The following is a 12,627-nucleotide window of genomic DNA, read 5'->3' as shown; positions in this document are numbered from 1 at the left end:
CGCTTACTTCACTTCTAAGGTCACCCTTAACACCCTTGCGGCTTACTAATGCTTCAGAGCGTTACCTCCGTGCATTGGGGACTTTCACCCGTTGGGACATTCTTGTGAAAGAACTATATTTACCATTCAAAGCACACACAAGGTGTATAGTGCATAACCTTTGGGATACGCACTATACACAGACCGTTAATAAAAATAAAGTTTAGTACAAATAATAGTTGATTGTAGATATGGTAGAACGATTATTTTTTTATTAAAAACATAACAAACAAATATGAAAGAAGGTGAAACTAAGAGAAGTGAACCAGGTGATCCATGTCCAAAATGTGGTAGTTCGAATACCGTGGTTTATGACCGATACATCTACGCAAATCAAAAGTCGCGGAATTATGGTCTTGGTGACCCAATACGCGGGGATATACCTATTGTGCCGTGCGAAAGCGGTTGGTTCAATATGTCATGCGAAGATTGTAAACATTCGAGCATAGAAACAGAAACAATTTAAGAAATTGATGAAAATTATTGGACTCCTATTGATTCTATTGTTTTCATTGAGCTGTGAGCAAAATATTACTCCTGAGCAAAACAAGATTAAACAAACTTTCAGTGCTCCTGTCGATACAATTTTAATTGATAATAATTATCAGGCATTTTATATTAATTCTAATCCAAAGTCGAAAAGTTATAGAAAGGAGGAAAATATAGCGGTCAATCTGTAGTTAAAGTGGTGAAGACCGCAGCTCATAAAGCAAAGATCAGAATAACAGTAACTCCTTTTATGCTTCGCCATAGCTTTGCTACACATCTCCTAGAGGCAGGAGTTGACTTAAGACAAATTCAAGTATTATTGGGTCATCAATCCTCAAAAACTACAGAAATTTATACTCATGTAGCAACAAATACTTTTAAAACAATAAAAAATCCTCTTGATTCTTAGAATTATATAAAAGATATATAAAACATATGTTATATATATCCTATATTGGTGGTATATAGAACATTATGTTCTGTATACCATTGTTGCCATTAATTATGAAAAAAACTTTCGTCATACTTTTTATACTACTGATTTCAATAAAATCATTTGGTTGTAGTTGTGAGTGCACTGGAGATTGTTCATTTAGTAATATTTCAAAAGGTTCCGAATTTGTAGCGTTAGTGAAAGTAATTGAATATTCAGATTTTCTTAATAAACAGATTGACGATTATGATGGAAAAATGCCTTTGTCAATGACAGTAGAGGTTATTGAAAAATACATTGGTTCAGAGAAACGAAAAACCATAAAAATTTGGGGAGATAACGGAATGTTATGTCGACCATATATTGCGAACTTTAAAGTCGGAAAATATTATTTAATTGCACCTTCTAAAATAGATGAAACTTCTGATAATGGAGTAAAAGGCGATTATGACTTTTTTAGTTGCTTTACCGACTATTTAACTGTAGACTTTGAAAAACAAATAGCTTACGGAGAATACTCAAAAAAGGAAAATCAAGTAGCTCTAAAAGATTTTGAGAATGAAATCAAAAATTTAAAATTTAAAAAAACAGAATGGTTCACCAATAATGAAAACATAAACTTTTTCAAAGCCGATTCAATTACCATTTATAAAATTCTGAATAAAAAAGATGATTTTGTGAAATTGGCTAATAATCGAATAAAAATTGAACAAAACGAGAATAAAGATTACACGAATTTGGAGTTTAAAAGAAATGGAAAGCTCAAAATTATGGACACCAATATTGAAAATTGGACAGAGACAATACATTTAGGAAAATGGAAATGGCAATTTGACAATGAAAAGGGCATATTGAGTTTTTATTTAGATAAAAAGTTGTATTGTTCATTTACCGTGGTTTCTCACGAAAGAGATTCTATGATTTGGAATATAGATGACAAAGTGCAATTTTACGTTCTGAAATTGAAAAGAATGAAAAATAACTAATGGCAACACCGTGTATAATTAATGGCTGGTTCCTGCTTACTCACGAAAATCCTAGCTGATTTTCTATTCGGTTTTTATTTGCTAAATTAGGTACTTAAACACGCCACTAATCATACACAATCACGTTAGCCACAAGCTGAAAAACCAATCTGAATGAATAATATTTCTACACAAAATTTGAATCTTTTACCAAATATTGAGAACTTTAAAAAGTTGTGTAAATCAATATCTGTTTTAGACGCAATAATTTCACAAGACTGGGAATCTCGATATTACTCATACCAAAAAGAATGGGATGAAAATGAGGAATTTTTTGAAATGCGAAATGGTTCTGGAGATGAGATAAAAATTTTATTCTCTTCAAATGGATGCGTGATAAATGGATTTGCACACGAAAGTGAAATGTGTGATTGGAAAGAAATTGAAATTAAAGAAGAAAAATCTTTTTTCGCTAAGCTATTTGGGAGCAAAGAAAAGAAAACTGAACTAGTTCAAAATATTAGTAAAGGTGTAGTCGATAGTCTACCTAATGAATTTCACAATTTTATTTTTGGAGAACCTGTTAAAAGCTCAGGAACTACATTTTGTATTTGGAGAAAACAGAGCGATTCTAATTGGAATGTCGGACAAATAAAATATCCAAACGATGACTATTTAGATGGTTCAAGCGATTTAATGTACATATTTGATAGCAACCCAAAAACTTATAAAGATTGGGCGGAAGAATATTTTGATGACACATTTGAAGATAGGACTTTAGATATAGAATTAGTTGAATATATTTACGGAGGCGGATTAATCACGAAAGAAATTGTAGAGAAAATAAATCCTGATATCGAGGACTATGAGCAACTTAAAACTGACTTAAATGATATTGGATTTGAACATCAAATTGAATAAAAGCCAGTGGCTAACAATGTATAAAAAACATAGGGCGTTTGTGCTAAGCCGAAAGGTTTTTGAATATTAATGAAGTCCGCTAAATATAAAATTTGGCATTTATAGAAGAAAAGATAAAAGCAAAATATTTATATTTAGCTAAGTACTAAACCGAAACGTATCGCTTGTCAACTGCCCTACGTTTCTTATACGAGCCGTTGGCGGTAATTAACACAAACATATACTATGAAAACAAAATTCTCAGAGTTAAACTTGAACGAAGCTATTTCTCTATTAACCGAACTCGGTGATGGGGAAACGGTTACCAGACTTTCAGCAGTTCTTGAAGAAAATCCACAATTAGCTGAAACTAATTTGGAAGACTTACCAGAAACTATTGATCTCGAAACTGCCAAATGGAAAGGAACTGAACACGCATACGGATATATCGCCATGGATAGTGATGGTGATAATTTTTTAGATATTCAACCTGCAACCACATTACAACCAGACCAAAATTTAAAAGGTCAGCTCGTCAATATAAAGCTTGGAAGTCTTTATACAATGAATTATCCTGGTTGGGGTAGGCACAACGTTTTAATGCATTTTAAATGTAAACATGCAAAAGAAAATACAAATGAAACAGCCTTGATTGAATTTGAACAAAAATTTAAATCTAAAGAAGGTGAAGGGGCAGGAAACATAGGTGATTTTGTCTTCCTTGGTTTAAGAGTACCTTCAAATGGTATGCAATTCGAAGTACAGACTGTAAATGTAAGCAATGACGGAGACGATGAAGCCTTAAAAGTACTTGAAAGTGATACCATAAAAAATGGTCTTGACCTAGTAAATGCTTCATTTTCAACTTTAGCTCCTTTCACTAAAATGGCTCAAGGAGTATTAGGACTATTACTTAGCAGAAATAAAAATAAGATTGTTCAACAATTTACAATTGGGTTTGACTTTGACACAAATGCAGTGGACATAGCAAAACTCAAAATAGGTACTTATGTGGTGGCTCAAGTTAAAAAAAATGAGCTTCCTTGGAATGAATGGATTTATCAACGTTCAACTGGTCTCGTTGTAAATAAACAAGATAATTCCATTCGACTGCCTTACAATCACGTAACCTTTAATATACTAAATCACCAATAAATGAGAAACTTAATTGTCCTTAGCATATTTACCTTATTGTTTCTTTTTAATAAAAGTGCGATTGCACAAGAATACTTTGAAATTGAACCTACTTTTAATTGTAATTGTGGTGAGTTTACTAAAAAATTATCCGAACTAAAAACCTACTCTAAACCTCAAATATCTGAATTATTCAACAAAATAGCTTTTGAGTCAGAAATGGAGTTTAGGTATCCGCAAGGTGGCTGTCAGCAAAGAGCTGAAATGATGCATAAATTGCTTAAAGATTTGGATATTGAACATGCCAAAGTCTGGTTATTTGCTCCAATAGACCTTGAAGATGGTAACTCTACCCAATTAGAAATAAAAGATGAAAATGGATTAGCTCCAGATAGCACAATAAAATGGGGATACCATGTGGCACCATGTATCCTTAGAAAGAGTGATAACAAAATTGACACATTGGTGATTGACCCTTCAATTAGAAAAAAAGCCCCTATGTTGCTAGGCGATTGGTTAAATTCAATAAAAAACAGTGATGTTTCAAAATATACTTTTTTAGATGCTAAGTATTATTTTTTCAATACACAAAATAATGGAAAATCACCTGTAATTGACGGCTACTTTTATCCATATGAACCAGTAGATGGTTCTGTAACTATGTATGATAACGCTACTGTTGAACGTGAATTAGCAGTAAATGACGTTGCGATGTTTCTAAAAGAAAAACTAGATAGTGGCTATTCTGACCAAAATGGGGAAATCAAAACACTTCTTGGGTCAGTAGAAAACCTGATAAGTGTATTTTCAGCACAACAGAGGTGTAATCAACTAAACGGTGTCTCGATGAGAATTTTACTTGAAAATCACTCTAAACTAATTAAAGAAGCGATGGATTATTACAATGAAAGAGTCGTATTCTGGGTAAACAAATAAAAACTACCGCCAACAAAGAACTGAGTTAAAATCCAAGTTTAATTTCATTTAATTTTTGACAAAAGTGTTGCTTGGCATTATTGAAGTGGAATAAACCGATTTCATCAATTTATTTCCAATCCAACAAGCTATTATTACCATCAAGTTGCTAATTTTTTAAATTAATTTTTTCGTATTGAAATGTAGTGTGGGTTATATTCCACGCCAGACCTGACGATTGCAAATGCTTGATGAATCAATTTGTTGCACACGGCTATCAATGCGAGTTTACTGCTCTTACCCTTACTTACAATCCTATCGTGAATAGCCTTACAGGACTTATTATATTTATAGGCAGACATAGAACACATAAACATTAGGTTTCTCAGGTTTCTGTTTCCCATCTTGCTTATTCTGCTGCGCCCTCTAACACTGCTGCCAGAACGTTTTATCATAGGAGTAGTTCCTAAGTAACTACAAAGCTGCGAAGCATTGCTGAACTTATTAAAGGAGTCCGTAGCAACAATTAAAAAAACTGCCGTTTTGTCCCCTATTCCAGGACTACTTTTCAATAGGGTGAGCTCGCGCTGTGATGTTGTTTTAACTAGCAACAGTAGCCTTTTCTCAATCTTAGCCAGTTCTCTATCAATATGTTTTTTGTCTAACAGCAATGACTGTACAACCAATTTTGATGGTATACCCAAAACGCCCTCACCATGTAGCTTGTTCTTTGTACTGGTTCTCCTCTTGAGGTAATTCGCCTTTAGGCTAAGTAATTGTCTACATTCAGATTGCATATCGCTAATTTGATTGTAGAGCGGAACCGTATTGTAGATCCCGTAATCACAAATGGCCTGAGCATCTCTCTTATCTGTTTTTATCCTCGATAATTTCATCTGGATAAAACATTTTACAGACAGTGGGTTGACTACAGAAACTACTATTTTATGCTTGCAAAGAAACTGTGAGAGACTGTAATGATAGTAGCCTGTAGCCTCCATAACGACTAAGCTGCTCTCGGGCAAGAGCTTCAAAAATAATTTAAATCCGATAGGTGAATTACTAAACTGGTTGTGACCACTTTTGCTGCCATGAACATCAAAGACATCTTTACTGATGTCAACTCCAAAAGTTTCTTTATATTTATTCATAATAATTAGATTATGAAAGAACAATCATCAATGACACAACATCTTAAAAACGAGGTCTAGACCTCACAGTCCCGATAGGTATCGGGAGAACGTAATTTTAGTAGTAAAAGAGAGGGGGTTTATCCCGAGGCTTCGGGATTGACCAGGTTCTGTCCTCAATGTATATAATAACCTTGATCCTCTCTCTGTTTCTTTCTAGTTTATAATTAAAGTTAATTGTTTTAAGAGAAATCAAACTTAAGATGTATATAAAAAATAGCGCAAGTCGTTTCTAAAACAATGATTTAGGCATTTTTGAAAAGTCGCCAAATTTTTAAATTTGACAAATTCCCAAAAATAAAATAATTAGTAAATTTAAAAATTCGGCTTGTGTATCATCAGAAAATTATAGCTTACTTTAAGCGCTACTTTTCATATACGAGACGTTGGCAACAAGCTAAAAAAAACCCAATTAAATGAAATTTTCTTGGAACATTAACGAATCTGATATTCAAAAAGTAAAGAATGTTATGAAAGAAAATGACAATTTTTTCTTGAAAAATCGGAGAGAAAGAAATGTAGAAAAAAATAACATTGAAATAAATAAGAATATCATAATTCTGAATTTAATGATGTGTCTTTTGACGTCCCAACAACGTTCGGGACCAAATTCGGTTGTCGGAAAATTTTTAAGCTTAAAACCATTTCCAGTTACGTCTGAATTAATCGCTGAATCGGAGAATATAGAATCATTAATAAAACAAATTCTACAGAAAAACGGGCTAACAAGATATGTCAATAAAATTTCCGCTTTTTTCGCAGAGAATATTGAAAAAATTGAAGTAGACAATTGGAATATAATATCGAAATTAGAATACTTAAATGACAATCAATCCAAAGAAACTAAAAGAGAATTAGCTGATTTTTTGAACGACTGGCTAAAGGGTTTTGGACCAAAACAATCAAGGAATTTTCTTCAAGCTTTAGGATTGACTAAATATGAACTTCCGATTGATTCGAGAATTGCAAGTTGGCTAAATGATTTTGGATTTCCTGTAAGTTTGACTTCATCACCTTTGAGCGATAAAGGATATTATCACTTTGTTTCAAACGGAATTCAAGAATTGTGTTTAAAGGCAAATATTTATCCTTGTGAATTAGATGCAGTAATATTTTCGAGTTTTGACAATGACGAATGGACTAAAGAAAATATAATGCTCTGAAAAAAAAGCCTGATTACCAACACCGTGTAAAAAAAATTGCTGGTAAAAGCCTACTTACGAAAATCTTATCGGATTTTCTAGGTTTGTGTTTTATTTAGTAACTTTATTGCATAAATAATGCAACTTTACTTACACAAACACGTCGGCAGCAAGCAAAAAAGACAACATAAAATGCAAAGACCTTTTAACATATTCCCAAGTTTTGGATACAAAAACAGTCAATTCCAAATTTTGGCAACAAAAGATGATATCAAGATTAAGATATTTCACAAGGGGGATTGTGTAAAGGAAATTTTGACATCCCAAGGAAGCACTGTATCAATACAAAGGCTAGACGAACCAGGAATCTATACAGCAACATGTGATTACAAAGGTGAAATATATGAACAAGAAATAAATGTACGAGACGCATTTCGACTTGGTTCAAGCGAATACAAAAAAGCTTTTGTTTTTGATAACTCTGAATATTCGTTTTTCCTCATGAAGGATAGGCTTCAACTTTATGATGAAGTAAAGAATATTCTACTTACAGAAAATCATTACAGTCCGACCGAAATTTATCAAGTTGACAAATCCAATTTCCTATTTATAACTGAATTGGGAACAAAGTCCAATGGAATTGTAAATCTTGGTATTTACAATACAAATTCGTACTCAATTGTCGGAGAGCTAACCAATGATTATCAAACCATTAAAATTCTGCCAAAAACAAACAAAGCTTGGTTATTCAAAAAATCCACCCAAAGCATACATTGTTTCAAGTTGATAAACAATTTAGGTAATGTCTTTACCGAGATCAGAAATTTTGAAAACGCAGCAGATTACGAATATAGTTCAGAGCGTGGAAAAATCTCGATCAACCAAAATCAAAAAATCATTTTTTCGGATACGAAGAACATCAATAAATACATCGAAATTGCCAAGACGTCCAAGAACGCTATTGATAGACGCGGAAACAACTTGCGACTTGATTCAGCTAATTTAAAAGTTAATAATGAACTTGATGGTTTTGACTTAAACATTGATTATTCCAATGACCTAAGTCTTCATGAATCAGACTTTTTACATCTCGGATCGGAACTCAACGGGTCTAGCCAGTTTACTGATTTAACCGATGACACCAATAATATAAAGGAAGGCATAATTGACTCGTTACCTGAAAACAAAACATATTTCAATCATTCTCTGCCTGATGCCGATGTGAAGAAAGAAGAAATAATTCAACACCAAGTATTCCCTACGCTTAAAGGGCTTTTTATCATAGAGAAAAAATCCGTAAGAATTTTTACAGGTATTACGCTTAGAAAAAGAGATGGTGTATGGTCTGCATCTTCTCGTACAAGTGAAAATAATCTGTTTTCTGTAATATATACTGATAATCAAACTTCAACGATAAAAATAAAGCCAACTAATTCATTTCGAATTATAGATTATGATGATCATTGCTTAATTGCAAAAGCGGGTAGTAAAAATTATGTATTTAGGGGTAAGAACGTAATTGAATTTCCTGTGCAATGCTCTTTTAGTTTTAATACCGTCAATGATAATGCTTACCTATTTGTGAAGGATGAAGAGTCATATTCTGTTTTCGAGACCTCAAATTTAGAATATTCAGTTTTAGAGAAAGTTAAAATACTTAATGATGATTTAATAAAAAGTCATGAAGTTGTGTGGTTTGCAGGTAAGGAAAAGCATTCAAGTGAACACAATTATTTGAATGCATTTGACTTATCAAGAAAATTCAAAATTCAACTTGATGAAAAAAAAGCACAGCATTCCTTATTCAAAGATGCGTCCGACTTTCAGTTTAATCAAGGACATATACTAAGCTCAAATAAGATTGTCATAAACCCCAAGAGTGCTGTTATAAAAGATTCAGTTTTAGGCTCTATTGAGGCTCATAGTCCAGATTTAAGCAAAATAGTATCTCAAAGGATAAATCACATCTACTTGTCGCTTTACAATACATCGTTAAAAAAGTATCAAGAGAGAGAAATAAAACTTGACTCTAACAAATACCAAGAATCACATCTATCTCCTAATGGTCAATTTCTTGTTCTTCAAGATGATAGTAACAAATACCAATGGTTCGATATTGAAAAAAATGAAACAGTCCGATTTTTTTCAGGTAATTTTTTATCATTTAGCAAAGAAGGAAGTCTAATTATAGAGGAAGATGGCACAAGGGATGTAAAGATTTTTGACCCATTAACCTTTTCAGATATTACACCACCAAATTATCACCATTATAGATTTTTAAGTCCTGATGGCATGTTATATTCACAACTTGTTCTGAAAACAAGGTATTTCAATAAATTAAATGGTAATGAAATAAACATAGATGAAGTATCCAAATATAGAAGAGATTTGGATACTTCATCTATGTTTATTTCAATGAACCCTACTAAGATGCAAGAGTACGAGAGAGAAAAAGACAGGGTTAATAAGAACAGGCGAAAATTTTTTGAAAAAAACAAGTCTAGTTTTGATGAACTTGATATCGATGACCATTCCAAAATCACTTCACAAACAGTGGTTAAAGTTGAAAAATTTACTGAAATAGGAATAGTTGGAACGAATATTACGACTGAAATACTCTTTCCTGAAGATTTAGCGTACTATAACTATGCAGCATTCAGTTACGACAACAAATATTTTGCTTATGTGGGTAAACCTTCTTCTAAAGGTCTCATACATTTATTCAAGCTTGATTATGTTGAATCGAACAATGAATTATTAGTTATAGATTCTTATTTAAGTAGGTATCCTAGATACGCTTCTTGGGTTTGTGGATTTTCAAAAACAGGTTATTTCGCAACATATGACAGTACCCCTGACACTTACCTTTTAAAGATTGATGAAGAGCTCTTTGAATCTAAAACAGATGAAATTGAATTGAGAGAAAATATTCATAATTCAAAATCAAACATCTACCATCAATACCATAAATGGAATGAAATAGAAAGCAAGAACTTCCTTTGTTTCAGCCCTTCAGGTGAATTTTTAGCTTTATCTGAAGAAGGATACGAACCAAAAACTTTAGGTGGTTACGGACATCAAGAATCAAATGCAGTCCATATCGCAATTACAGAAACGGGCAAAATAATTGACTCATTTACAGGGCACGGGGATAAAATCAAAGAAAATAGAAGAAAGAAAGTGACTTTCGTAGCATTTTCAGAAGATGAAAAAAGGATTATGACATTAAGTTCGGATGGAGTTGTGGTTATTCGAGACTTAAAAATAAAGGAACCAATTAGGGATTCAAAGAAAGAAGAAATGCCAGCTGCCAACATTGTATAAGCGATAATGCGGGCTGAAATAGTAAAAATAAACATTTTAACTCCTAAGAAAATTTGCAGTGGGCGGACAGTGAATCGCTCCGAAATCCCGCACTACGCTTATACTTGACCGTTGTAGGGCATTTGAGAAAAGCGATATTCAATATTGACAAATTTAAAACATTAATAAATGGCAAACGAATTAGATAGTTCAATAACAATAAAAAAAGCAATCGATAATATTGATTCAGGAGATTTCTTGCTTCCTGCAATACAAAGAAGATTTGTTTGGAATACAAAACAAATTGAAATGCTGTTTGACTCAATTATGCAAGACTATCCAATTAATACATTTATGTTTTGGGAGGTTTCCGATTAAGAAATAAAAAACAAATTTAGGTTTTATGATTTTCTGAAAAAGTATGTAGAATACAAGGGAGGGAATAATGAGGAAAGAAAAACAAAAGGATACAAAAATTTTAAAGCAATTATTGATGGTCAACAAAGATTAAATAGCTTATATATTGGGCTTAAAGGAAGTTATGCTTACAAAAATTATGTTTATAAAAAGAAAAAATATAGAGAGGATGAAATAAATTATCCAAGTAGAAATTTGTTTTTAGATATTTTGAATCCAATTGAAAATGATGAAAACAAAAAAGTTTATGACTTCAAGTTTCTAATTTATAATAACCATAAAAAAGATAACGAAAAAACAACGAAAAGAATAGTAGACGAAAATGACCAAGAGCAAATTGTAGATTGTTTTTGGTTTGGTGTTAGTAAAATTCTCGAATTTACTAATGAACATAGTGTTGTGATGTATTTATCAGAACATAAATTAGATATTGGAGGATTTCCTGGAGAAACATTACTAAAGCTTTTCAAACTAATAAACGAAAAGCCAATAATAAATTTCTACCTAGAAAAAGACCAAAATTTTGACAAAGTTCTTTATGAATTTATTCGAACAAATTCAGGTGGTACAACTTTGTCTTTTGCAGATTTATTAATGTCAATTATTACAGCATCTTGGGAGAAAGGCAAATCTTCAAGGGGAGCAAGAGAGGAAATAGATAGTCTAATAAGACAGATTAAAGAAATTGGTTTTAACATTAGCCAAGACTTTGTTCTAAAAACCTCATTGGTTATGTTCTCGTCAGATATAAAGTTTAAATTGAAAAACTTTGATTCTGCTACAATTCAAAAAATAAAAGAAGAATGGGGAGTAATTACTCTGTGCATTAAGTCAACTTTCGAGCTAATTAAATCCCTTTCGTTTAATAACCATTCTTTACGTGCTAAAAATGCAGCCATACCGATTATCTATTTTTTGTATAAATCTAAACTATACGAGAATATAAATAAGGAAAATCAAAATATAGAACACAAGGTTTTAATAAAGAAGTATCTGCATATCTCTTTATTAAACAAGTTATTTGGTGGTAGTTCTGATGGATTTTTAAAAAAGATAAAAACTATTGTTTCAGAAAACGAGACAACACTATTTCCACTAGAAAATTTGAAATTGAAATTTAAGGGAACAAATAGAAGTTTTTATATGGACGATGAAAAAATTGATGCTGTCTTACAAACTTCATATGACAGTTTGGATAGTTTTTATGTATTATCAATTCTATTCCCTTCATTTAACTTTGAGTTTAAAAATCCAAATATTGACCATATGCACCCAAAATCACAATTTAATGAAGCTAATCTTAAAACATTAAAGGACGATGAAACTAGGGAATTCTATTTAAACTATTACAATACAATTTTAAACTTGACTTTATTATCAGAAGAGCTGAATAAATCCAAAAATAAATCTGAGTTAAAAAAATGGATTTTTGAACAAGAAAATCATAATGGTAATATTAGAAACACTTTGCAAATTCCAGAAAAAATTGACTTAGACTTTCTTAATTTCCAAGAATTCATAAGTGAAAGGGAAGTACTATTAAAAGGTATTATAAAACGAAATATAGAATAAAACGCCCTACAGTCCAGTAGGTAAAGGTGAATTTCACCCCTAAACCTCTCACAGAACCGTACTTGAACCTCTCAATTCATACGGCTCTTATTATGCGGTCAGTAGTTAGGTTACTTAGTTGATAACCT

The 12,627-nt window shown here is 32.0% G+C and carries 8 protein-coding genes and 2 pseudogenes; 9 read left to right on the top strand and 1 reads right to left on the bottom strand.

Going from position 1 to position 12,627, the window contains the following annotated elements; translation table 11 throughout:
- From CXF67_RS18505 to CXF67_RS15560, 6 genes and pseudogenes are all read left to right on the top strand, one after another.
- Positions 1-206: hypothetical protein (locus CXF67_RS18505; RefSeq protein WP_219621043.1), on the top strand; the 206-nt coding region annotated here is incomplete at its 5' end.
- Between the two features lie 485 nt (positions 207-691).
- Positions 692-937 (top strand): annotated as a pseudogene (locus tag CXF67_RS15580) (tyrosine-type recombinase/integrase); the annotation flags it as partial.
- A 95-nt stretch (positions 938-1,032) separates the two neighbouring features.
- Positions 1,033-1,947: a hypothetical protein gene (locus CXF67_RS18365; RefSeq protein ID WP_180957991.1), complete on the top strand. Its 915-nt coding sequence runs from the start codon at positions 1,033-1,035 to the stop codon at positions 1,945-1,947.
- A gap of 153 nt (positions 1,948-2,100) precedes the next feature.
- Positions 2,101-2,847, top strand: a complete 747-nt coding sequence (locus CXF67_RS15570; RefSeq protein WP_102089576.1) for a hypothetical protein — start codon at positions 2,101-2,103, stop codon at positions 2,845-2,847.
- 225 nt (positions 2,848-3,072) lie between these two features.
- Complete coding sequence (locus tag CXF67_RS15565) at positions 3,073-3,981, top strand: hypothetical protein (RefSeq protein ID WP_102089575.1); 909 nt, start codon at positions 3,073-3,075, stop codon at positions 3,979-3,981.
- Complete coding sequence (locus tag CXF67_RS15560) at positions 3,982-4,896, top strand: protein-glutamine glutaminase family protein (RefSeq protein ID WP_102089574.1); 915 nt, start codon at positions 3,982-3,984, stop codon at positions 4,894-4,896.
- 161 nt (positions 4,897-5,057) lie between these two features.
- On the opposite strand, the gene CXF67_RS15555 is transcribed toward CXF67_RS15560, so the two are convergent.
- Positions 5,058-6,026 (bottom strand): transposase, encoded by a 969-nt coding sequence (locus CXF67_RS15555; protein ID WP_102086906.1) that lies wholly within the window; start codon positions 6,024-6,026, stop codon positions 5,058-5,060.
- A 455-nt stretch (positions 6,027-6,481) separates the two neighbouring features.
- Between CXF67_RS15555 and CXF67_RS15550 the strand changes: the two genes are divergently transcribed.
- The 3 genes and pseudogenes from CXF67_RS15550 to CXF67_RS19095 all read left to right on the top strand — a co-directional run bounded on the left by CXF67_RS15550 (position 6,482) and on the right by CXF67_RS19095 (position 12,499).
- The gene (locus CXF67_RS15550; protein ID WP_102089573.1) at positions 6,482-7,228 is read left to right on the top strand and encodes a hypothetical protein; all 747 of its coding nucleotides are present in this window, start codon (positions 6,482-6,484) and stop codon (positions 7,226-7,228) included.
- 171 nt (positions 7,229-7,399) lie between these two features.
- The gene (locus tag CXF67_RS15545; protein ID WP_145990491.1) at positions 7,400-10,531 is read left to right on the top strand and encodes a hypothetical protein; all 3,132 of its coding nucleotides are present in this window, start codon (positions 7,400-7,402) and stop codon (positions 10,529-10,531) included.
- A gap of 168 nt (positions 10,532-10,699) precedes the next feature.
- Positions 10,700-12,499: pseudogene (locus CXF67_RS19095) on the top strand (DUF262 domain-containing protein).
- The last annotated feature ends 128 nt before the right edge of the window (positions 12,500-12,627 follow it).

The sequence above is a fragment of the Psychroflexus sp. MES1-P1E genome, assembly GCF_002836055.1.
In the GTDB taxonomy this organism is placed as follows: domain Bacteria; phylum Bacteroidota; class Bacteroidia; order Flavobacteriales; family Flavobacteriaceae; genus Psychroflexus.
Note: the sequence above shows the minus strand (reverse complement) of the source record. Positions and strands in the feature narration are given on the sequence as shown.

What these genes read in the sequence shown, in the direction of transcription:
- CXF67_RS18365 (WP_180957991.1), top strand. Translation starts at nt 1,033, where the DNA reads ATGAAAAAAACTTTCGTCATACTTTTTATACTACTGATTTCAATAAAA.
- CXF67_RS15570 (WP_102089576.1), top strand. Translation starts at nt 2,101, where the DNA reads ATGAATAATATTTCTACACAAAATTTGAATCTTTTACCAAATATTGAG.
- CXF67_RS15565 (WP_102089575.1), top strand. Translation starts at nt 3,073, where the DNA reads ATGAAAACAAAATTCTCAGAGTTAAACTTGAACGAAGCTATTTCTCTA.
- CXF67_RS15560 (WP_102089574.1), top strand. Translation starts at nt 3,982, where the DNA reads ATGAGAAACTTAATTGTCCTTAGCATATTTACCTTATTGTTTCTTTTT.
- CXF67_RS15555 (WP_102086906.1), bottom strand. Translation starts at nt 6,026, where the DNA reads ATGAATAAATATAAAGAAACTTTTGGAGTTGACATCAGTAAAGATGTC.
- CXF67_RS15550 (WP_102089573.1), top strand. Translation starts at nt 6,482, where the DNA reads ATGAAATTTTCTTGGAACATTAACGAATCTGATATTCAAAAAGTAAAG.
- CXF67_RS15545 (WP_145990491.1), top strand. Translation starts at nt 7,400, where the DNA reads ATGCAAAGACCTTTTAACATATTCCCAAGTTTTGGATACAAAAACAGT.